At 36.5% G+C, this 23,203-nt stretch carries 22 protein-coding genes; 13 read left to right on the top strand and 9 right to left on the bottom strand.

Features of this window, described 5'->3' with window-relative positions; all coding sequences use genetic code 11:
- Window positions 1-63: 63 nt before the first annotated feature.
- Window positions 64-666 (bottom strand): FMN-dependent NADH-azoreductase, encoded by a 603-nt coding sequence (locus J7E44_RS01615; RefSeq protein ID WP_214824857.1) that lies wholly within the window; start codon window positions 664-666, stop codon window positions 64-66.
- A gap of 190 nt (window positions 667-856) precedes the next feature.
- Here J7E44_RS01615 and J7E44_RS01610 point away from each other — a divergent pair, with 190 nt between their 5' ends.
- From J7E44_RS01610 to J7E44_RS01595, 4 genes are all read left to right on the top strand, one after another.
- Window positions 857-1,228 carry a winged helix-turn-helix transcriptional regulator gene (locus J7E44_RS01610; RefSeq protein WP_214824856.1) on the top strand — a complete coding sequence of 124 codons (372 nt, stop codon included), beginning with the start codon at window positions 857-859 and terminating at the stop codon, window positions 1,226-1,228.
- A 231-nt stretch (window positions 1,229-1,459) separates the two neighbouring features.
- Window positions 1,460-2,404 (top strand): aldo/keto reductase, encoded by a 945-nt coding sequence (locus tag J7E44_RS01605; protein WP_214824855.1) that lies wholly within the window; start codon window positions 1,460-1,462, stop codon window positions 2,402-2,404.
- Window positions 2,405-2,551: 147 nt separating this feature from the next.
- The gene (locus J7E44_RS01600) at window positions 2,552-3,550 is read left to right on the top strand and encodes an aldo/keto reductase (RefSeq protein ID WP_251040443.1); all 999 of its coding nucleotides are present in this window, start codon (window positions 2,552-2,554) and stop codon (window positions 3,548-3,550) included.
- A 16-nt stretch (window positions 3,551-3,566) separates the two neighbouring features.
- Entirely contained in the window at window positions 3,567-4,472 is a 906-nt protein-coding gene (locus tag J7E44_RS01595; RefSeq protein WP_214824852.1) for a helix-turn-helix domain-containing protein, read from the top strand.
- Between the two features lie 139 nt (window positions 4,473-4,611).
- Here the strand turns inward: J7E44_RS01595 and J7E44_RS01590 are convergent, their stop codons facing one another.
- Entirely contained in the window at window positions 4,612-5,199 is a 588-nt protein-coding gene (locus J7E44_RS01590; protein WP_214824850.1) for a YciE/YciF ferroxidase family protein, read from the bottom strand.
- A gap of 337 nt (window positions 5,200-5,536) precedes the next feature.
- Here J7E44_RS01590 and J7E44_RS01585 point away from each other — a divergent pair, with 337 nt between their 5' ends.
- The 6 genes from J7E44_RS01585 to J7E44_RS01560 all read left to right on the top strand — a co-directional run bounded on the left by J7E44_RS01585 (window position 5,537) and on the right by J7E44_RS01560 (window position 13,274).
- Entirely contained in the window at window positions 5,537-7,681 is a 2,145-nt protein-coding gene (locus tag J7E44_RS01585; protein WP_214824847.1) for a catalase, read from the top strand.
- Window positions 7,682-7,693: 12 nt separating this feature from the next.
- A complete protein-coding gene (locus J7E44_RS01580; protein WP_214824845.1) occupies window positions 7,694-8,194 on the top strand; it encodes a CinA family protein in 501 nt (166 codons plus the stop codon).
- A gap of 96 nt (window positions 8,195-8,290) precedes the next feature.
- A complete protein-coding gene (locus J7E44_RS01575; protein WP_214824841.1) occupies window positions 8,291-8,695 on the top strand; it encodes a low affinity iron permease family protein in 405 nt (134 codons plus the stop codon).
- Window positions 8,696-8,808: 113 nt separating this feature from the next.
- The gene (locus tag J7E44_RS01570; RefSeq protein ID WP_214824839.1) at window positions 8,809-9,804 is read left to right on the top strand and encodes an aldo/keto reductase; all 996 of its coding nucleotides are present in this window, start codon (window positions 8,809-8,811) and stop codon (window positions 9,802-9,804) included.
- 209 nt (window positions 9,805-10,013) lie between these two features.
- Window positions 10,014-12,785 carry an aconitate hydratase AcnA gene (acnA, locus tag J7E44_RS01565; RefSeq protein WP_214824836.1) on the top strand — a complete coding sequence of 924 codons (2,772 nt, stop codon included), beginning with the start codon at window positions 10,014-10,016 and terminating at the stop codon, window positions 12,783-12,785.
- Between the two features lie 24 nt (window positions 12,786-12,809).
- A complete protein-coding gene (locus J7E44_RS01560) occupies window positions 12,810-13,274 on the top strand; it encodes an NUDIX hydrolase (RefSeq protein ID WP_214824834.1) in 465 nt (154 codons plus the stop codon).
- Window positions 13,275-13,279: 5 nt separating this feature from the next.
- On the opposite strand, the gene J7E44_RS01555 is transcribed toward J7E44_RS01560, so the two are convergent.
- The 5 genes from J7E44_RS01555 to J7E44_RS01535 all read right to left on the bottom strand — a co-directional run bounded on the left by J7E44_RS01555 (window position 13,280) and on the right by J7E44_RS01535 (window position 15,751).
- The gene (locus tag J7E44_RS01555) at window positions 13,280-13,891 is read right to left on the bottom strand and encodes an alpha-ketoglutarate-dependent dioxygenase AlkB family protein (protein ID WP_214824832.1); all 612 of its coding nucleotides are present in this window, start codon (window positions 13,889-13,891) and stop codon (window positions 13,280-13,282) included.
- A 61-nt stretch (window positions 13,892-13,952) separates the two neighbouring features.
- Window positions 13,953-14,123, bottom strand: a complete 171-nt coding sequence (locus J7E44_RS01550; RefSeq protein ID WP_034684968.1) for a lmo0937 family membrane protein — start codon at window positions 14,121-14,123, stop codon at window positions 13,953-13,955.
- Between the two features lie 147 nt (window positions 14,124-14,270).
- Window positions 14,271-14,513, bottom strand: a complete 243-nt coding sequence (locus J7E44_RS01545; RefSeq protein ID WP_214824831.1) for a hypothetical protein — start codon at window positions 14,511-14,513, stop codon at window positions 14,271-14,273.
- Window positions 14,514-14,527: 14 nt separating this feature from the next.
- On the bottom strand, window positions 14,528-14,755 hold the full coding sequence (locus tag J7E44_RS01540) for a glutathione synthase (protein WP_214824830.1): 228 nt from the start codon (window positions 14,753-14,755) through the stop codon (window positions 14,528-14,530).
- Window positions 14,756-14,980: 225 nt separating this feature from the next.
- Window positions 14,981-15,751 carry an XRE family transcriptional regulator gene (locus tag J7E44_RS01535; protein WP_214824829.1) on the bottom strand — a complete coding sequence of 257 codons (771 nt, stop codon included), beginning with the start codon at window positions 15,749-15,751 and terminating at the stop codon, window positions 14,981-14,983.
- 61 nt (window positions 15,752-15,812) lie between these two features.
- Between J7E44_RS01535 and dinB the strand changes: the two genes are divergently transcribed.
- On the top strand, window positions 15,813-16,976 hold the full coding sequence (dinB, locus tag J7E44_RS01530; protein WP_214824826.1) for a DNA polymerase IV: 1,164 nt from the start codon (window positions 15,813-15,815) through the stop codon (window positions 16,974-16,976).
- A 4-nt stretch (window positions 16,977-16,980) separates the two neighbouring features.
- Window positions 16,981-20,034, top strand: a complete 3,054-nt coding sequence (locus J7E44_RS01525; RefSeq protein ID WP_214824823.1) for a DNA polymerase III subunit alpha — start codon at window positions 16,981-16,983, stop codon at window positions 20,032-20,034.
- A gap of 10 nt (window positions 20,035-20,044) precedes the next feature.
- Here J7E44_RS01525 and J7E44_RS01520 read toward each other — a convergent pair whose 3' ends face one another.
- Complete coding sequence (locus J7E44_RS01520; protein ID WP_214824820.1) at window positions 20,045-20,866, bottom strand: DUF2490 domain-containing protein; 822 nt, start codon at window positions 20,864-20,866, stop codon at window positions 20,045-20,047.
- Between the two features lie 328 nt (window positions 20,867-21,194).
- Here J7E44_RS01520 and J7E44_RS01515 point away from each other — a divergent pair, with 328 nt between their 5' ends.
- Window positions 21,195-21,854, top strand: a complete 660-nt coding sequence (locus tag J7E44_RS01515) for a phosphatase PAP2 family protein (protein ID WP_214824816.1) — start codon at window positions 21,195-21,197, stop codon at window positions 21,852-21,854.
- A gap of 41 nt (window positions 21,855-21,895) precedes the next feature.
- Here J7E44_RS01515 and J7E44_RS01510 read toward each other — a convergent pair whose 3' ends face one another.
- The gene (locus J7E44_RS01510) at window positions 21,896-23,038 is read right to left on the bottom strand and encodes a serine hydrolase domain-containing protein (protein ID WP_214824814.1); all 1,143 of its coding nucleotides are present in this window, start codon (window positions 23,036-23,038) and stop codon (window positions 21,896-21,898) included.
- Window positions 23,039-23,203: the final 165 nt, after the last annotated feature.

Here is a 23,203-nt window from a genome sequence, read left to right as displayed (position 1 = left end):
GATAATAATCGAAATTCCTTTGCGCCTTTGCGTTTAACTAAAATCAAAGCTTAATACTTCAAATTAATCTATCACGATACTCTCAACCGCCTTCTGCATAGCGTGTTCCTGGACTCCAGGTACTTTTAAACCCTCAGCACGGAATACGGTAAGATCTGTCATTCCCAAAAAGCCAAGGAAAGCTTTCAAATAGGGAGCCACAAAATCGTTTTCTTTTCCAGGTCCTTCAGAATAAATACCTCCTGAAGACATGGCCACATATACTTTTTTTCCTGTTACCATTCCAATAGGACCATTTTCCCCGTACCCAAAAGTTACTCCAGCTCTTGTAATGTGATCGATCCACGCCTTTAGAGAGGAATGAATGGTAAAATTGATCAAAGGAGCACCAATAACAATGATATCCGCAGCCAATAACTGTTTAACAAGTTCATCAGAAAGATGGATAAACTCTTTTTGCTCTGCTGACATCTCATTGCCGGGTGTAAAGAATGCACGAAGAACTTCAGGACTGAGATGTGGAATTTCAATATCTACAAGGTTCAGTTCTTCCAACGTACTTCCTTGATATTTTTCCAGAATTTTCTCAACGATGGTATTTCCTAGTTTAATACTATAAGAACCTTTACCCTGAAGGCTTGACTTTAAGTGAAGAATGTTTTTCATAAAAATTTACTTATTTAATAATCCTTTTATTGTTACATGATGAGCTTATTCCGATTTCATTTTTTCCGTTTTAATAAAATGATTCTTTCGCTCAAATAATTAAAACAAATGTATAGCTACCGTATGGCGAAAAGAATAGACTTACCTAAAGGAAAGCGCTTACGTTGGGGTAAGTCATTATCTTTGTCTTATGAAAGACACCAATAAAGAGCTTCTTCTCAATAGTGAAGAATGTGCTGGCTCACTCAGAAATGTCCTCGATGCATTATATGTATTGAATGGAAAATGGAAGTTGGCTTTGATCTTGTCTTTGATTCAATCATCAAAACGCTTCAATGAGATTCAGCATGAAGTTACCGGGATATCTTCAAAAGTACTGGACAAAGAACTAAAAACTCTGGAACTGAATGGCTTCATTACCCGGAATGTATATCCTACCAAACCCATAACGATCATTTATGAAGCAACCGAGTATAGCATGACTTTAAAGGGTGTAATGGCGGAATTAAGTGTCTGGGGTAAATGGCACAGGGAAAAAATTAAAGAAAGTATGAGAAAGTAATCTTATCTGTTATACTATAAAATTAAATAGGATTATATTAATATTATCTTAAATAGTCCATTCTCCTACATTCTTCAGAAAATTTTTCCCTAAATTTATACTACTGAAGATGATTCTAAATCTTCAAACTATTCAGAAAACAAATAGATCAACCGTCTTAAAGGTTTTCAATTGTGAAGTTCTGTGACTTTACATCAATTATCATTGCTAAAAAATTAAATTTCTTAATTAATGGAAAAAAGAATCATAAAAAATACAGATCTATCAATCGCTCCGATTAATTTTGGAGGAAATGTTTTTGGATGGACATTAGACGAACAGCAGTCTTCTGATATCCTGGACCAGTTTACACAAGCTGGATTTAATTTTATTGATACTGCTGATACCTATTCATGGTGGGTAAATGGAAAAGGTGGCCAATCTGAAGAGATCATCGGAAAGTGGATGAAAAGCCGGGGAAACAGAAACGATTTGGTGATCGCTACAAAAGTAGGATCGGAAACTAAAGAACATGGTTTTGATATCAGTAAAAAACACATTCTGAAGTCAGTAGATGAATCACTAAGCAGACTTCAGACCGATCATATTGACCTTTACTATACCCATTTTGATGATCATACAACACCTGTGGAAGAGACTCTTGCAGCGTATGATGAGATCATTAAAGCTGGAAAAGTGCGCTATATCGCAGCTTCAAATTTATCTCCAGAACGGTTAACAGCATCTTTTGAGGCTTCGGAAAAAAATAATCTCCCAAAATATGTTGCCTTACAGCCTCATTATAACTTATTGGAAAGAGAGAATTTCGAAACTAAATATGCAGAATTGGTTAAAAAATATGACCTGAGTGTTTTCCCATATTGGTCCCTAGCAGCCGGTTTTTTAACAGGAAAATACCGTAGTGAAGAAGATCTTTCAAAAAGTGCAAGAGGTGAGGGAGTCCGAAAATATCTTAATGAAAAAGGGGAAAAAGTATTAAAGGCATTGGATGAGATTAGTGCAAAGCATCAAGCTAATCAAGCTTCTGTTGCATTGGCATGGTTACTGGCTAATCCACTCATTACAGCTCCGATCGTCAGCGCCACAAGCCAATCTCAATTACAAACATTATTTAAAGCCACAGAACTTCAATTAAATAGTGATGATATCAATCTTCTGAATGAAGCAAGTAAATAAAAAGAAGCCTCTTAATGAGGCTTTTTTTATTCATTTTATTAAGATTCTATTCAGTATCCTTGGTTTACATACATTGTTCAGCGTTTTGCATACATCGAATTTCTGATTTCTAACGAATTTTGAATCATTAAAATCAACAGTATGAAAATGAATACAATACAATTAGGAAATCAGGGATTAATGGTTCCCACTATCGGTCTGGGATGCATGGGAATGACAGGCTTTGAGGATAATAACATGTATGGTGAAGCAGATGAAAAAGAAGCTATCGCTACTATTCACAGATCTTTGGAACTAGGAGGTAATTTTCTTGATACCGCAGATCTTTATGGTCCGTTTAAAAATGAGCAACTTATTGCAAAAGCAATCGGAAATAGCCGCAGTCAATATATTATTGCTACTAAATTTGGCTGGGAAATCGATGACAGTGGCAAAGTGACTTGGGCAATTAAAGGAAATAAAGATTACATAAAAAAATCAGTAGAACGTTCATTAAAGAATTTAAAAACAGATTATATTGATCTCTACTATATGCACAGGCTTGACAAAAACACTCCTATTGAAGAAACTGTTGGTGCCATGAGTGAATTGGTACAGGAAGGAAAAGTAAAATATATTGGCTTATCAGAAGTTTCTTCTGAAACAGTAAAAAGAGCTCATATGGTCCATCCAATTACTGCAGTACAAAGTGAGTATTCTTTGTTTGAACGTACGGTCGAAGAAAGAGGGGTGATTAAAACATTGCATGAACTAGGCGTAGGCTTTGTTCCTTATTCACCTTTAGGACGTGGCTTTTTATCTGGGCAAATCCGTTCTATAAATGATTTACCTGAGAATGATTTCCGAAGAGGAATCCCACGTTTTCAGGAAGCATATTTTCATAAAAATATTGAATTGGTAAATGCAATTGAAATGATGGCAAAAGAAAAAAATATTACATCTACCCAATTAGCATTAGCCTGGATCATCAGTAAAGGCTTTGTTCCTATTCCTGGAACAAAACGTAGAAAGTATTTGGAACAGAATATTGATGCAGCCAGCATCCGATTAACTGAAGCTGATCTTTTAAAACTGGAAAGTATAATACCGTTAGGCACTGACACCGGGGCTCCATATGATGAGTTCAGTATGGGACTTTTAGATTAATTCTTACATTTGTTCTATGAATGCCATTCAATCAATTTCTGCTTTTCATCGCTTACTATCTTTACCGGAACCAAAACATCCACTGGTAAGCGTTATCAATTTATCTGACAGTATTTTTCTGGAAGATGAGATATGGAAAGGCTTTGTAAACAGGTTCTATTGTGTTGCATTAAAAAGAGATGCAAAAGGAAAGATCAGATATGGCCAGCAGCATTATGATTATGATAAAGGAGTACTAAGCTTTACTGCACCTAATCAGGTGCAGTACTTAGACTTACATAATATGGAATGTGGTTCAGGCTATCTCCTGATCTTTCATCCTGATTTTCTATTGAAACATCCTTTGGCTTCTGCGATTACAGGGTATGGCTTTTTTTCTTATGCTGTAAATGAAGCTCTGCATCTATCAACAGATGAAGAAAATGATCTGATTGAAATACTCCAGAAAATTGACAAAGAATGCCAGCATATCGATCGCTATACCCAAGAGATCATTTTATCACAAATAGATCTTCTACTTAATTATTCCAACCGTTTTTATGAACGACAGTTTATTACCCGTAAAAATAACAATCATCAGCTGCTTGTTAAATTCGAGCGTTTCCTGAATGATTATTTTGATAATGATCAACCCTCAGATCGGGGTCTATTAACAGTTCACCTTATCGCTGAAGCAATGAATCTGTCTCCCAATTACCTCAGTGATCTTCTCAGGATTCATACGGGACAAAACACCCAACAGCATATCCATGAAAAACTAATAACTAAGGCCAAGGAAAAACTATCAACTACCAGTTTATCTGTTAGCGAAATTGCTTACGCTTTAGGGTTTGAACATGCTCAGTCATTTAGTACTCTTTTTAAAAAGAAAACAAAAATGGCTCCGATGGAATTCAGGGCTTCTTTTGGTATAGATCAATAGTCTATTCTTCATCCGTTTTTTAGGATAAAGGATCAACTTCGTTACGAGACTTTTTTATTGATATGATCACACTTAAATTCAAAAAAAATTCCTCAATACAAGATTGAGGAATTTTACTTACGAAAACTTTTTATTCTTATTAATTCATCGCTTTCTTATTCAAAGCTGTGTCTGCAATGCTGGTAAGAAGTACATCACATTTTTTCTCTTCTCCCAATGTTTTAAGGAGTGCTCTAAGGCATTTATTCTGTTTCAAAACTTTGGCATAAGCTGCTAAAGTTCCGTAGGTTGCAATTTCATAATGTTCTACTTTTTGGGAAGCGGCAATAATACCGGCATCACGAACAGCACCTGGTTTTGTTTCCTCCATGATACTTTTACCCTCATCAAGCAATCCCTGCATGGCATCGCATTTTTTAGCCTGTGGTTTTTTACCCAGCGCAGCAAAACAATCCTCTAATCTCTTTACCTGCTCTTTAGTTTCAGCCAAATGAGCACCTATTGCATCTTTCAGCTTTTGATCGGTAGCATTCTTTTGCATTTTTGGTAATGCTTTAGTCAATGCCTTTTCAGCCCAATAAATATCTTTTAACCCATCTTCAAACAAATCTTTTAATTCTTTTGCTGCATCTTTTTTCGCCGGAATCTTTTTTGCAGAAACAGATGTTACCTTACTTTTTGCAGGTGTTGTCTTTCTGGTACTTGGTGTTTTGGTTTTAGTTGCCATAAATAATATTTTTAATGATTTGTTAATAATTTATTAACCATAACAATAATAAAGCCAAAGATTTTTAAATAAAACATCATTTACTTATTAATACATTGGCGTGTTTTTTGGATAGCATATAATATATTTTCTACATTAATTAAAATAGCCACATCATTTTAACTGAAGAATAATTCTTGGGGAAAAATTTTCCTCAAAGACAATTGTTCTCGTTTCGCTAGCACATCTTACTTTTTGGCTTATACATGTAAAAAACATTTTGCAGAACCATAATATATAGATTTCATTTTGGTAATCTATAGGAAAATACAAATCAAACCATCAAAATATATATACAATGAAAGACCCTAAAAATCAAAAAGACCCCAAATTAGATCAACTTCAGAACCATACCACTGATAATACTGATCAGAATCTTACCACTAATCAGGGATTAAAAATCAATAATAATCAGGATTCATTAAAATCTGATGATCGGGGACCAAGTCTGCTTGAAGACTTTATCCTTAGAGAAAAGATCACTCATTTTGATCATGAAAGAATTCCTGAAAGGATTGTCCATGCCCGAGGTTCAGGAGCTCATGGCATATTTAAATTAAATAAAAGCTTAAAAAAATATACTAAGGCAAAATTCTTAGGAGAAGAAGGTAAGGAAACTCCTGTTTTTGTCCGTTTTTCCACTGTTGCCGGAAGCGCAGGGAGTACCGATTTAGCGCGTGATGTAAGAGGTTTTGCTATTAAATTTTATACAGAAGAAGGTAATTATGATTTAGTAGGTAATAATATTCCTGTATTTTTTATTCAGGATGCTATGAAATTCCCTGATCTTATTCATGCCGTAAAGCCTGAACCCGACAATGCAATTCCACAAGCTGCTTCAGCACATGACACTTTTTGGGATTTCATTTCGTTAATGCCGGAAAGCATGCATATGATTATGTGGGCAATGAGTGACAGGGCAATCCCGAGAAGTTACAGGATGATGGAAGGCTTTGGGGTTCACACCTTCAAATTTATTAATGAAAAAGGAAAAATGCATTTTGTGAAATTTCATTTTAAGCCTAAACTGGGAGTTCATTCTGTAGCTTGGGATGAAGCCACAAAAATATCTGGAAAAGATTCAGATTTCCATAGAAGAGATTTATGGGAAGCTATTGAAAATGGAGCATTTCCGGAATGGGATTTTGGTGTACAGATCATCCCCGAAGAAGATGAACACCGATTTGATTTTGATTTGTTGGATCCTACAAAATTAATTCCGGAAGAAGAAATACCGGTGGAACTTGTAGGTACTTTAACACTCAACAGAAACCCAGACAATTTCTTTGCTGAAACAGAACAGGTTGCTTTCCACCCGGGACACCTGGTTCCTGGAATTGATTTTACCAATGATCCATTATTACAAGGAAGATTATTTTCCTATACAGATACACAATTATCGAGGTTAGGATCTCCTAATTTCCATGAAATACCTATCAACAGATCCATCAATCCGGTTCACAATAATCAACGGGACGGACATATGCGCCAGCAAATTGTAAAAGGCAAGGTAAGTTATGAACCCAATACTATGGGTGGAGGCTGTCCATTTCAGGCCATGATGAAAGACGGTGGATTCTCTACACAAAGTGAAAGGGTAGATGGCAGTAAAATACGCGCCAGAAGTCAAAGCTTCGTAGATCACTATTCCCAGGCTAAATTATTCTATAACAGCCAATCTGTTGATGAAAAACGACATCTTCAAAATGCCATTATTTTTGAATTATCTAAGGTCACTATTCCTGCCATCCGTGAAAGAGTGGTTGGACAATTGGCTTTTATTAATAAAGATTTAGCTTCTACGGTAGCAAAAAAAGTAGGAGTAGAGGTTACCAAACTGAAACAGCCTAATGGAAGTATACCCGCAGATGCCAATCCTAAAACATTACAAAGTCCTGAAAAAGAACCGCTGACAAAAAGTTCTGAGGCACTAAGTATGGCAAATACCGTGAAAGATACGATAAAGAGCCGTGTCATCGGTTTTATGATGGAGAATGGGGTGAAAGCAGATGACGTAAAAACATTACAATCTAAACTTCAAAGTAAAGGAGCGGTAGTTCAGATCATTTCCGGAAACTTAGCTCCTGTTAAGGCGGATGATGGGACAATTTTTGAGCCTAAACATTCTCTTACAAGTACGTCCAGTGTATGTTTTGATGCCCTTTATGTATGCAGTGGTAAAAAATCGGCTGAAAATTTAATGAACGAAGATAATCGACCGGGAACGCTGTTATTTGTTAATGAAGCTTATAAACACTGTAAAGCCATTTACTTTGGAAATGAAACAGATTCAGTTTATCAGGCAAGTCATATTAAAAATAAAAAACATGACGATCCTGCTGTTATTACTGCTGAGAACAAAGATGCCGATACCCGATTCATCAAAGCAATTGCCAATCATCGGGTTTGGGAATTAGAAAAAGAAAGAAATAACCCAGCTTAAAACTTGATTAACATGCAACTTCAACAGACTTTACTTGATTATATCAGCCAATCTTTACTTACGATCAACGAAACCGTTTCAGTTGCTGAAACGGTTACATCTGGTTTTTTACAATTTTCGTTTTCACAAATGCAGAATGCCTCCTTATTTTATAAGGGTGGACTTACTGCTTATACGTTAGAAGAAAAAGTAAAAATCTTAAATGTTGACAGAAAAGAGGCTGAAGAATGTGATGGTGTATCACAAAAAATTGCCAATACAATGGCTCTTAGCGTAGCCAAATTATTCTCAACACAATGGTCAATAGCCATTACAGGATTTGCCACACCAAGTCGATATTCGGATTATAATCTTTTTTCTTTTTTCTCAATTAATTATAAAAATGAAATTGTTCTTTCCAAAAGAATAGAATTGCCTTATAAAACTTCAGCAATGAAGGCTCAGCTGTATTATGCTGAATTTATATTAGGATGCTTTAAAAGCAAATTGAACCAACAATTGATATTAAAGTAAAATGTATAACAGCAGACCTAACTCTCTAACAAGATGAATAAATTCCCTTTTCATTAATCATGATGAAATATTAATTCATCTTTCAAACTTATTATTATGAAAAATATTATATTAAACAAAATCACAGATCAACCCATACGTTTTACAGGAACTGTCATCGCATTTATTGTAGTCGGAGTATTGGTTCTTGTATGGGGTATTCTGGGATCTGTCTTTTCTTTCTCACCCACCTGGAGAATAGCCATCAGTACAGGGATAACCTTAATTACCTTTTCAATGATTTTCTTTACTCTAAAATCGCAAAATAATGATTCAAAAGCAATGCAGATAAAATTAAATGAATTGGTTAAAGCCCATGAACAATCAAATAACCGGATCGTTGACATAGAAGATCATACAGAGGAAAAATTTCAAAAACTATATGAGAAAAGAAGAAAAATTGATTCAAACCAAACTCGTTTAAAAAACGAACAACATGCTTCTAATCATCGTTACAAATAAGTTTTATCCTTTTTAAGGAATCAAAATAATTACTGATACCGCAATTATAATTGTTTATAAATGCATGATGTTTGCTTATTATAAAGTAGCCAAAATTCAAAAAAAAGTAAAATATGAAAACGGATATTCTAACAGAAAAGTACAAATTAGGATTAGGAGGAGTAGCTATAGGAACTGCTTTTGCGGCTATTACGGACGATGAAGCGCACAATATTCTGCAGAAAGCATGGGATCTGGGGATACGTTATTATGATACATCACCCTGGTATGGATTGACTAAAAGTGAAAGAAGGTTTGGCAAATTCCTACAGGACAAAGACAGAAATGACTTTGTCTTTTCTACAAAAGTAGGTCGGTTATTTAAAGAAGTTCCTGAATCTGAAGTTCCACCTACCATGTGGAAAAAACCACTGAATTATGATTTCAAACATGATTACACAGCCGATGCTATCAAAAGATCGATAGACGACAGTCTTGAGAGAACAGGATTGGATCGAATCGATATTGTGTATATCCATGATCTATCAGAAGATCAGGTAGGAGACCGATATCCATACTATCTGGAACAGGCTAAAAAAGGAGCCTTTAAAGTACTTTCAGATCTTCGTGATCAGGGAATTATCAAAGCATGGGGAATGGGAGTCAATAAGATTGAGCCTATTTTAGACTGCATAGAAGCAGCAGATCCGGACATCTGTCTTTCTGCCACACAATATTCTATTTTAGAACATGAAGATGCTGTAGACCGATTACTTCCGGCCGTAAAAAAAGCTGGAGTACAATTAGTTTCCGGAGCTGGGTATAACTCAGGTTTTATAGCGGGTAGAGATCGTTACAATTATAAAGATGTTATTCCTAAAGGAATGACTGAAAAACGTGATAGGATAGCCGAAATAGCAAAAAAATACGATACAGATATTATTCATGCTGCTCTGCAGTTTGTTTTAGCTGCTGATGAGTTTGCTGCTATTATTCCCGGGGCCAGTAAACCGGATCAGGTAAAGGATAATATGAATGGATTAAATGCAGTTATTCCACCTGACTTCTGGAATGAATTAAAATCTGAAGGCCTCATTTATGAAAAAGTCCAAACTACTGATTATCAATAGAATTTTAATTTTAAAATAATACCAAACCTCCCATAATAGGAGGTTTTATATTGAAGCAAAGAAGATATCATTGCATCAGCCATTAAGTAATTACTTGTTCATAAATAGAATAAAAAAAAACAATCTTTTTTATAGTGTTAATATATCCTAATGTTCATTCATCATTTCTTTTTTTGGGGTAACTTAGAGGTATTATTAAAACAACAGAAATGAACACCCCAAACGCAAAATCTGTACAAGAGCTCACTATTGATGGAAAATCTTATCACTACAGTTCTTTAAAAAACCTTCCGGAAACTGTGGATCATCTGCCATTCAGCATTCGTATTCTTTTAGAAAATGTACTAAGGAATTATGATGGTTTTGGTATTACAAATGAACATATAGATACCTTACTCCAATGGACACCTGCTCCTAATGATAAAGATATTCCATTTAAACCCGCCAGGATTTTAATGCAGGACTTTACAGGAGTACCGGCAGTGGTAGACATGGCCTCTTTGCGTTCAGAATTTGTGAGACAGGGAAAAGACGGACAAAAGATAAACCCTGCTATTCCTGTGGATCTGGTTATAGACCATTCCGTTCAGGTAGATTATTTTGGAACCGATTACTCTTATGATAAAAATGTAGAACTTGAGTTTGAAAGAAATAAGGAGCGGTATGAGGTTCTAAAATGGGCTCAACACGGACTGAATAATTTCACCGTAGTCCCTCCCGGAATGGGGATATGCCATCAGGTTAATCTGGAATATTTAGCAAAAGGAGTCATCAGCAAGGATGAGTGGCTTTTCCCTGATACTTTAGTAGGAACCGATTCTCATACCCCAATGGTGAATGGAATTGGAGTGATTGCATGGGGTGTTGGTGGTATAGAAGCGGAAGCAGCCATGCTGGGACAGCCTATTTTCTTTACTTGCCCAGAGGTTGTAGGTTTAAAACTGACAGGAAAAATTCCGGATCATTGTACCGCAACAGATATGGTACTTTCTATTACTAAAATTTTAAGAGATAAAGGTGTTGTAGGCAAGTTTGTTGAAGTTTTTGGTGATGGGCTGGATCATTTAACAGTAACTGACCGTGCAACGATTTCCAATATGTCACCTGAATTTGGATGTACTGTTACGTATTTCCCTATTGATACGCGGACTTTGGAATATATGCACGCCACCAACCGTTCTTCGGAACAGATCAAAATTGTTGAAGAATATTGCAAAGAAAATCTTTTGTGGAGAACAGGAAAAGAAGAAATCAAATACTCTTCTGTAGCAGAACTTGATCTATCGACTTTAGAACCTACAGTATCCGGTCCTAAGCGTCCACAGGATAAGATTTTAGTTAAAGATCTCAGTCAGAGATTTTCAGAAGTTTTAAAGGATGAACATCACCGTAATTACGAACCTATCTCCAAACGAACAGAATATGCCTGGCTAGCTGATGGCGGGTCAGGAACAGAATTTACTTTTGGTAAAGTCCCTATTGAAGGCGAAATCCATTCAGAAGTCATTCAGGATTCTTTGCGAACCGTAAGGATTAAACAAAATAATTCAGAATTTGTATTGAGTGACGGAAGTATTGTGATTGCCGCTATTACCAGTTGCACCAATACATCAAACCCTGCTGTTATGGTAGGTGCCGGACTTTTAGCTAGAAATGCCATAGAAAAAGGACTTAGGACAAAGTCATGGGTAAAAACCTCTCTGGCACCAGGCTCCAAAGTAGTGACCAAATATTTGGAAAGATCGGGTTTAAATACAGATCTTGAGGCACTTCGTTTTCATACCGTCGGTTATGGATGTACTTCATGTATCGGAAATTCAGGACCACTTCCACCTGCTATTGCAACAGCGGTTGATAATGGAGAACTAGTGGTAGCCTCCGTATTATCCGGAAACAGAAATTTTGAAGCAAGGGTACACCCACAAGTGAAAATGAACTTCCTAATGTCCCCGATGTTGGTGGTTGCTTATGCTTTGGTAGGGCACGTGGACATTAACTTAATTACAGACCCTCTGGACTATGATCCAAACGGACAACCTGTTTATTTAAAAGACATCTGGCCTTCAAGGGAAGAGATTCAAAAAACAATTAATGAATGCATGAAACAGGACGACTTTGAAGAAGTATATAATGTGATCTTCGATGGTTCAGAGGATTGGCAAGACCTGGAAGTTAATCTGGATCAGAATTTTGAATGGAACAAAAACTCAACGTACATCAAAGAGGCTCCTTTTTTTGAAAACATAAAAGCTGATCCTGATGTTGTAACCGATATAAAAAATGCAAGAGTTCTCTTATACCTTGGAGATTCCGTAACCACCGATCATATTTCACCTGCCGGATCATTTAAAGAAGATTCTGCTGCAGGAAGCTATTTGAAGAGTAATAACGTGAACAAAGAGGATTTTAATTCCTATGGATCCAGAAGAGGAAATCATGAAGTAATGATGCGTGGAACTTTTGCCAATGTAAGGATAAAAAACAAAATAGCTGATAAAGAAGGTGGATATAGCCGTTATTTACCAACAGGAGAGGTTAAAACCGTCTTTGATACAGCGATGCAATATCAAAATGATCACACCCCGTTGATTATTTTAGCAGGTAAAGAATATGGCTCCGGTTCTTCCCGTGACTGGGCAGCAAAAGGTACTTTTCTACTCGGAGTAAAAGCCGTAATTGCTGAAAGTTTTGAACGTATTCACAGAAGTAACCTTGTTGGAATGGGCGTTGCTCCATTGGTTTTCAATGATGGAGAAAGTGCATTATTATTAGGATTAGATGGAACAGAAACGTATACCATTACTGGCTTAGAGGAAAATTTAACCCCTCATAAAATGCTTAATGTAAAAGCTGTTCATCCATCTGGAAAAGAAACCGTATTCACGGTTAAGGCCAGACTGGATTCGGCAATAGAAATTGAATATTATAAAAACCAAGGGATTTTACAATATGTTTTGAGGGATTATTTAAAAAATAACTAATCTCCGGAATCAGGACTACACGATATGAAAACAAGTGCTGGCATCTTACTATTTAAAAAGGAAAATAACGATCTGTTTTATTTTCTGGTTCATCCGGGAGGTCCCTTCTGGAAGAATAAAGATAATGGTGCCTGGTCCATTCCCAAAGGCGAAATAGAACAGGATGAAGATCCTTTGGAACGGGCTCTTGTAGAGTTTAAAGAAGAAACCGGACAGTCTGTAAAAGGAGAATTCATCGAATTGTCTCCGATCCGGCAGAAAGGAGGGAAAACAGTATATGCCTGGGCTGTAGAAGGCAATGTAGAAACAGCCCGGCTTTTCAGTAATTCTGTAGAGATAGAATGGCCGCCAAGATCAGGAAAACTTATTGAAATACCGGAAGTAGATCAGTGGAAATGGTTTGGTTCGGAAGAAGCGAAGATCCGTATTAATATAGCACAAGCAGGATTATTATCAGAATTGGAAGAACTAATAACAAAAGAAAAGTAAGATTCTTACAGCTCTTTAATTAATCGAAAAGTGAGATTGATCCGGGGTTGCATCGGTTTTACTGATTTAGCGATCCGATGTTCCCAATGAAGCTGTAGGTCACCTTTCATAATCAGTAATGAGCCGTGTGAAAGGGCTAAGCTGTATTTTACCTGATGATCATCAAATTTACGGAAATCAAAATTCCTGACCTGCCCCAGACTAAGGGAAGCAATCACAGGTCTGTTACCAAATCTACTATCTCTATCCCGGTGCCACGCTACAGAATCGTTCCCGTTACGGTATAAGTTTAACAATACAGAATTGAATGTATATCCTGAAAAATGCTCTAAACGGTTTTTTAGTGCCAGTAATTCAGAAGTCCATGGATTGACCACAACACGGGTTCCACTCAATTGATAGGCTTTGCCCTCATCTCCATACCATGCCGTCAGACGGGGAGTCAGAACCTCTTTGTCGTACATCTTCTGAGTAGTCTGTATCCATGGAGTGGTTTCCATTAAAAACGCTTTAAGCGCTGTCGCTTCGTTTTCCGGTAAAAAATCATCTGTATATTCCAGTAACTCCTGTGGAAACTGATAATATTCGTCTGCATCAAATAAACTTAGCTGATCCATGGTAAAAAATTATCCTTTATTGCAGGGTGATTCTGTCTGCAATAAAGGATATTAATATTTTTTAATCAAGAGGTTTTCTGCCTGAAATAATATTGTAAAGAACTACAATAATGGCAATAACCAATAAAACATGAACTAAATAACCTGTACTGATTCCCGGTATGATGTTTAACATTCCTAAAAGCCAAACAACAATACAAATAACTGCTACTAACCATAATAAACTTCTCATAATTGTAATTTTTTTTAATTATTATTAATTAAGATAAAGCATACTTTATGCTTCGTATGATAAACAAATGCTGTTTACGTATTACTTCAAATATTCTTTGTCGATTGAGAATACCTGTAAAATAATCAGTGTAAGCAAGAAACCCTGCTACCTGTTTTTATCCTCAACACCGTCTTTTCTAAAACTGACCACCTCATATTCATCATCTGAGCAAAACTTTTTGCAACTTTCGTCACTAAAGGTTTTTGGGCTGTCCATAAAAGCTTTAATATGCTTTTGACTTTCGTCAGTATTAGCTGGCGTAATGATGATGTGATAATCCTTTAACACTGTTTCATCAGCTTTTTTTAAAGCCTCTTTTTTATGTTGAACCGCTTCATTATATTTCATATCACCTATATTTATTATTTTTCAAAAATAATTCTGCCATCAAATGGCTCACTCCAACTTATAAAAATACTATCCTCGAATCTTCTGATGATAACCTGTATAACTTCATAGCTTCCATCTTCATTTTTTTTCTCTACCGTTAAATCAGAACCTTCTCCAATTTCTCCTTTTTTATATTCAACCTGATACAGGTTGTTATCAGTCGGTACAAAATCTTCTTTATGTAAATCTTGATGTGCCATAATAAGTTAGAATTTGATTGATATAAAGAATAAATTGTGCCATTTTACTCAAAAACATTATTTATTTTCATATTTAACATCAAATATTTATGGTATTATTATATTAAATAAAATTTTGACGAACCAGGTATATCTCCTGATAAATTTGATATTCAAATATTTACAACAATTCCTTTTAATCCTTTTAGTGGATTTATCAACTGTGGATTTTTATCCGAAAATTTATTACAATTCCGAAAATTTTTTATTCAAATCTTTAATATCTTTCCGTAATTCCAGAAACATATCTTTCACATTTTGGGTATTATTTTCAGTTTCAAATTCCTGGGTAGAAATACTACAGGCATATTCCCAGATTTCCAATACATCACTCAGAAGAATGTCATATGGCTCATAAAACGGATTATCAGCACCGACATGAATTGTATTTTCTTTTCTGGATTTAAATCTTTTATAGGTAATACCATCATTCAGCGTTACGAAAATGTATGTTTTATCAGCTTTTAGATCTTCTGTTTTTTCAATATATTTTCCGACAATATAAGCGCCATCTTTAAAAGGGGGCATAGAATCTCCTTCTACAGGAAAAGCCCTATATTTTCCATTCGTAAGAAAGGGTAACGAAATATTCTGCAGGCTTTCGATATAACCGGGATCTGTATATCCGGACAGATATCCCATCGATGCTTTTTGAGGAATGATTTCAATACTGTTATTCCCGGATTGATCTACTACAACAGGAAGTACAATTCTGTTATCAGGTAAATTAACAATATCATTCAAGGGGTATTTTTTGAGATCTATGGTGACCATCAGATCAATACTTATCCTGTAGTATCTGGATATTTTAATCAATAATTCTATTGGAGGCTGTGAAGCACCATCTTCATATTTGGCATATCGACCACGGGTGATTGATAAGTGATCCGCTACCGCTTGTTGAGATAATTTTAATTGATCTCTCAGATACCTGATGTTTTCTGCTAAAACTGACATTGCTATAAATTATAGCAACAAATATAATCATTTTGATATAAATTGTAACTAATTTTGTTCCGTGGAACGATCGATTGTACATATGGACCTGGATACCTTTTTTGTGTCCTGTGAGCGTCTTAATAATTCAGAACTTAACGGAATCCCCCTGATCATCGGAGGTGGGGACCGTGGAGTAGTAGCATCATGTTCCTATGAAGCAAGAAAATTCGGCGTTCGTTCTGCAATGCCTATAAGAATGGCACTTAAACTCTGTCCCGATGCTAAAGTAATCCGTGGAGACCATGAATTGTATTCTAATTTATCTCATTTGGTAACAGAGGTGATCCAAAGTAAAGTTCCGGTCATGGAGAAGGCGAGTGTTGATGAATTTTACCTTGACCTGTCCGGAATGGATCAGTTTTTTGGATGCTATCAATGGACGAAAGAAATTGCTGCTGCGGTAACCAAAGAAACAGGTCTTCCGATCAGCTTTGCCCTATCCAACAACAAAACCGTTTCAAAAATAGGAAGCGGGGAATCTAAACCTGAAGGAAAACTGCAAATAGAACCTCAGAATATGCAAGGATTTCTCAATCCTTTATCCATAAGAAAAATTCCGATGGTGGGCAATGCTACCTTTCAGCTTCTTTCGAGAATAGGCATCCGTACCATCCATACTCTATCCGACATGCCTGTCCTGGTGCTGCAGCAGATGATTGGTAAAAACGGAATTGAACTATGGAAAAAAGCAAATGGCATTGATGAAAATCCGGTCATTCCTTATTCGGAAAGAAAATCGATCTCCACAGAAAGGACTTTTTCAAATGATACCATGGATATTATCTCTTTAAAAGGATTAATATCAGGAATGGCAGAGCAGTTGGCTTATCAGCTGCGGAAGGAAAAATGGCTGACTTCAACGGTAACTATTAAGATCCGGTATTCCAATTTTGATACAGAAACCAAACAATGCAAGGTATCCTATACGTCTGCGGATCACAAGCTTTCACGGGTTGCCCTGGAATTATTTCAAAAAGCCTATACCAGAAGAATGCGTCTTCGTTTGGTAGGTTTACGCTTCACAGGACTGGTTCATGGAAATCACCAGATGGATCTTTTCGAAGACACTGAAGAACTGATGAACCTGTATCAGTCGATGGATTACATCAAAAACCGTTTTGGAGCACAAGCTGTCGGCAGGGCTTCAGGGTTTGATTTAGAAAATAAAAACAGATTACTCTAACGCTATGTTTCTCAATTGTCATTCTTTTCACAGCCTTCGTTATGGCACATTATCCATAAAGGAATTAGTAAAACAGGCTTATGAGCTGGGAGTTAAGGAACTGGTTTTAACGGATATCAATACCATCACCGGGATTTACGAGTTTAAAACCCTATGTGATGATTGTGGTATAAAACCCATTGCCGGAGTTGAAATAAGGAAAGAAGGCAGGCTTCTTTATGTTGCGATTGCAAAGGAATTCAGTGGTATTGGGGAAATCAACCGGATCATTACAGACTATAACTGTGAGGAGAAAAATTTAACGGCAACCGCTCCCGAATTTGCCAATGTATTTGTTATTTATCCGAAAGAAAATATTCCCGAAGTATTAAAAGAAAATGAATTCATAGGTCTCCGGGAAGAAGAATTAACGCTTCTTATACGCCCTGAATATCAAAGTCTCACCCATAAAATGGTGATTCTCCATCCGATAACATTTGCCACCAAGAAAGATTATAATTTACACCGAATTCTCAGAGCTATAGATAACAATACACTTCTCACTAAACTAACTGAAAACGAAACTTGCCATAAAACGGAATATTTTAAGCAGGAACAAAGTCTCAGAGATTCTTTCCAGCAATATCCTGACATTATTAAAAATACACAGCATATCCTGAATGCCTGTCATTTTGAGTTTGACTATAAAAAAGTTAAAAACAAACTGCATTACACCCGGTCTAAAGAAGGAGATCTTAAAATGCTGACCCGACTGGCGTATTTAGGGTTAAAAAAACGCTATGGCTTGGATCATGAAATAGCCACAGCAAGGGTTGAAAAAGAACTTAAAGTGATTGACGAGCTCAATTTCAGTTCTTATTTTCTGATCGTCTGGGATATTATAAGATACAGCAACAGAATGGGTTTTATGCATGTAGGACGGGGAAGTGGTGCCAATAGTATCGTCAGCTTTTGTTTGGAAATTACGGATATCTGCCCTTTGGAACTTGATCTTTATTTTGAACGATTTCTCAATCTAAACCGAAAGACCCCACCTGATTTTGATATCGACTGGAGCTGGCAGGAAAGAGATGCCATTTTGCAATATATCTTTGACCGGTACGGAAAAGAACATGTCGCCTTCTGCGGAACCAATGTTGAATTTAAATACAAATCGATATTACGGGAAGTTGGAAAGGTCTTTGGCCTACCGAAAGAAGAGCTGGATGAGCTGACCAGTCAACGGATAGAATTTCATGATATAAACCCAGTGGTGAAGCTTGTTCATAAATATGGTAAGCTATTGGAAAAGTTTCCGAATCAAAGAAGCATGCATGCCTGTGGAATTCTGATTTCAGAAGAACCTATTACCCATTTTACAGCCCTTGAAATGCCACCAAAAGGATTTCCCATTGTTCAGTTTGATATGAATGTTGCTGAAGATATCGGTTTTGAAAAGTTCGATATCCTTTCCCAAAGAGGCTTAGGAACGATTAATGATACCGTTAAGCTGATCAAAAAAACAAGGAATATCGAAATAGATATTCGGGATACTTCCATTTCTAAAGATGAAGAGGTATGCAATGAATATTTAGCACAAGGTAAAACAATAGGCTGTTTCTATATTGAAAGTCCTGCCATGCGTGGACTTTTACGAAGGCTGAAATGTGATAATTATAAAATTTTAGTCGCCGCATCCTCGATCATCAGACCTGGTGTCGCCCAAAGTGGGATGATGCGCGAATATATCTTCAGACACAATCATCCTGACCAGTTTGAATATTTCCATGAAGTGTTCAGGCAGCATTTAGGAGAAACCTATGGAATTATGGTCTATCAGGAAGATGTGATCAAGATTTCCCAACATTATGGCGGCTTATCTTTGGCCGACGGAGATATTTTACGACGTGCTATGAGTGGAAAAGGCCGGTCCATTGAAAAGCTTCAGGAAGTAAGAAGTAACTTTTTTGCATCCTGTTGTGAAAAAGGACATCCCGAAGCTCTGTCGGCAGAAGTTTACCGCCAGATCGAGTCCTTTGCCGGATATTCTTTCTGTAAGGCACATTCGGCTTCCTATGCCGTAGAAAGTTATCAGAGTTTATATCTAAAAGTATACTACCCGTTAGAGTTCATGGTTTCTGTGATCAATAATATGGGTGGGTTCTACCGTACTGAGGTTTATATTCATGAAACCAAAATGTCCGGTGGGATTGTCTGCAATCCTTGTGTAAATACCAGTGATTTTCAAACCACCTTGCACGGAAAAGAGATCTATCTGGGTTTTATGCATTTGCAGGGGCTTGAAACGAGAATTGCCCATTTTATCATTGAAGAAAGAATCAGAAATGGGGATTACAAATCCTTAGAAGATTTTATCCGCAGAGTCCCCATCGGACTCGAAACCGCGCAGATCCTTATTTTCATCGGAGCTTTCAGATTTACAGGAAAACAAAAAAATGAATTACTGGTAGACATCAGAATGCTTCTCGTGAATTTCAAACCAGAAAACAGGGGTTTGATGTTAATTGAAGAACCCGTTAAGGAATACAAGCTTCCCCAGTTGAAAAGGGAAACTTTTGAAGATGCTTTTGATGAAATTGAAATTCTGGGATTTACCGTATCATGCGACCCTTTTGATTTATTGAAGACCCAATACAGGGGTTCCGTTTTTGTAAAAGACCTGCTACAGTACCATAAGAAACAAGTGAAGATGATGGCTTATCTGATCTCCAGAAAACATGTTCCGACCAAGAAAGGAACTATGTATTTTGGAACCTGGATCGATGTAAACGGGGATTATTTTGATACCGCTCATTTTCCGGACAGCCTTGAAAAGTATTCATTTCAGGGTGGCGGATGTTATTTGCTTTTAGGAATTGTAGAAGTCGATTTTCATTTTCCTACCATTACAGTCACTAAAATGGCTAAGATGCCATTTATTCCCGATCCAAGATATGCCTATGATAAAGAAATGCAATATGATATTCATAAGCAAATTAAAGAAGATGTAAGTATGACCAACCGACCTCCTTACCCACAGGCTCATGAAATCGGATTACCCAGAAACAAGTTTAAATAATATGTAAAACTTATTTCTTTTTATAAGGCAGGTTCCAGATCAGATCAGCAGCCAGATAATGAACTCCGCCTTTGGTAATACTGTGACTCCCTCTGATGAGATCATCCATGTAACCAATATCTACTGTAAAAGGAGAGTTTGGAATATTAAACATATAATAGGCAGCAATACGCATTTCCCGATATCCAAAAGGAGTCCATTCCGGATTGGGTTCATTAAGATAACTCGCAGAAAACAGTCCCTCTACACTTAATGCCAGTTTCTGATTATTTTCTGAGGGTAGATTATACGTGATCTGGCTTTTGATACGGGTTCTTAATTGGAAGTTTTCTTCCACATTGTGAAAATCGGGATCAAAAAACTTTCTGAATTCCTGTCGGATCGTATTTTTCAGTTTCCATCTTTCTCCAAATTTAAAGGTATAGGCATATCTTCCGTAAATCCTGAATTCCTGTTCTGTGCCTTCTTTTTCATAAGGTGAAACCTCATCATATTGAGGTTGTCGACGATAGCTTATCGCATAGCTATACTGTTGATGGGGAGCAAAAGAATGATACACTTCGTGATTCAACACAAAAATGGCTTGCTTTGAGAATAAATTATCCTGATCGGGCTGACTCTTACGTCCTATGGCAATATAGCTTAAAGCCTGTTTCGTTCCTAAAGAATCCAGCTGGCGTCTAACACCAAATGCACCCCAAAATGCAGTATTGGCCTCACCTAAACCGGGTGGACTGATCTGGGCCTGTAAAAGAAGACCGGCAAACAAAAATAAGGCTCCGGTAATTTTTTTTAATCTAAACGGTCGTACAACACATAAAACATTCTCCATCGTCACAAATTTAAAGGCTTTTTAATCCTACTTATTATTTAAATATCTTTTAAAGTGTCGAAAATCGGGACAAATTCTGGAAGAATTCTGGAAAAGGGTCTATCCATTTACTATATAACAAATTTTAGCAATTTGTGGCCGGAGTATCTGAACTCCGGCTTTTTTATGTTTATTTATTTTATGGATAATTCTATCCCCAAAACCTTGCATTAGCACACATTTTGTTATCAAAGATGCTTAGCGTTGCAATGAGATTGATTTGACTTCTAGAAAATTCAAGATTAATTTGAAATTCGAATGCTATCTTGTCATGATTAATTTTTAAAATATGAAATTCATAACCTACCTGGAGGCTAATAAAAGGCTCTTATTCTATTCAACACTGATAAGTTTAGTGGTTATATTTATTATGTTGAGCCTCTTTGTTACCTTCATTTCCCCTGAATATTTAGATCTTCATATTTCTCAAGAGATCCAGGAAAATCAAACCCAGAATCTTAATACATTAATGATAGGTGTCAGTTGGTTGGGAAGAACACCAGTATCCGTCGTGATGGTTTTTCTCACTTCTTTACTATTGGTCTTATTACAGTATAAAAAAGAAGCGATTCTCGTTCTATCGACATTACTATCAGGGATCGTTGGATTAATCCTGAAAATACTCATCAACAGACCCCGTCCTTCTCAGGATCTGATTGTTCTCTTAGAAAAGACCCAGTATCAGAGTTTTCCAAGTGGACATGTCTTATTCTATACCACTTTTTTCGGAGCACTAATTCTTATTTTCCTTCATATGAAGAAAATAAGATATACAATAAGAATACTTCTTATAACCCTTTGTCTCCTGATGATATTCTTTGGAGCTTTTTCCCGTATTTATCTGGGAGCACATTGGTTTACCGATGTTGTAGGGGGATTTATTGTCGGAATTCTATGCTTATTTGCTCTGGGATCTGTTTATGTTAAAAATATGAAAACAGTCCCATAACAGGACTGTTTTATTTTGAATTGATATTCTAAACTTCTTTATTAAAACAACAAATTGAAGGTATCTTTTGCATTCAATAAGGCGACCACCTTTGGTGACCAGGTATTAAGAAGGATGCAGACCGTTACTTTTTGTTTTGGGAAATAATAGGATTTACCACCAAATCCAAATACATGCCCGTCATGTCCTAAAGCCACTCCCTGATTTGTATCCAGTTTCATCAGCCCCAATCCATACTGTTTATTATATTTCAGATCCGGTTCCAGTCGTGCTGGATCATTATCTACAAAGGTTTGCAGTTGCTGCATAGAGGTAGGTGAGAGGATCTTCCCTGTTAATAAACTTTCTACAAATAGGGTAATATCTGAAGCCGTTGATATCATTCCACCATCTATCGCCCCTTCACCACCGATACCATTATTATCTATGTGAGTTACGTCAGTCAGAGGATCACTGATCGTTTCAGCATAATAGGATCGGGTAAGTTTATCCGGCAGTAGGGTACTCGCAGTTGTATTTTTCAGCCCAAGTGGTGTGATCACTTTCTCATTGATTACCTGATAAGATGGTTTCCCAGTTACTTTTTTAATGATAAGAGAAAGTAAGAGATAATTGGAATTGCTGTAATATCCTTTTCCAACAGGATCATCAGCCGGTTTGTCATAAATAAGTTGCAGTGTCTGCTCTGCAGAATAATTAACGATACTTCCATCAAAAACACCTGGAGCAATATCCGGTAAATAGTTATGGATTCCCGCTCTGTGATTAAGACATTGCTCGATCGTTACCTCATTGGCATTGGCGATACGATCTGTAATACTGTGGGGAAGGTATTGGTTAATTTTATCTTTAATATTCAACAAACCCTCTTCCTGTAATTTTAAAATAGTTGTAGCTGCAAACATTTTGGTCATACTCCCGATACGAAGCCTGTTATCCGTGGACATTTTGATATTCTTTTCTCTGTCGGCCAATCCACCGGAACCAGTCCAGGTACCTTCAGGAGAAATTACCGCTACATTCACTCCCACAGCTCCGGCTGCCATAAACTGATCAACAATACGCTGATACTTTTGAACATTTGGATTACTCCCAGGAGGCAGATCAGTGGACCTGTCTTCTTCACAAGAGTTCACTGCAATAAAAACAGCAGTCAATGCTGTTAGAAACCATAGTTTTTTCATAGAAAACTTTTTTTTAGTTAGTATTAATTAAACTGAAACAGAGTAAAATTTTCGCTCTATGGTATTTTTTTAAAATTAATTATTGAATGGAAGGAAAGAATACTGCACTTATTATATCTCTAATTTGTGATGTTTTTTCAAAAATAGAGCATTATCTAAACAGAA

Source organism: Chryseobacterium sp. ISL-6 (assembly GCF_018613715.1).
GTDB lineage: Bacteria > Bacteroidota > Bacteroidia > Flavobacteriales > Weeksellaceae > Chryseobacterium > Chryseobacterium paludis.
The sequence above is the reverse complement of the archived record's forward strand: the minus strand, read 5'-3'. Positions and strand labels throughout refer to the sequence as shown.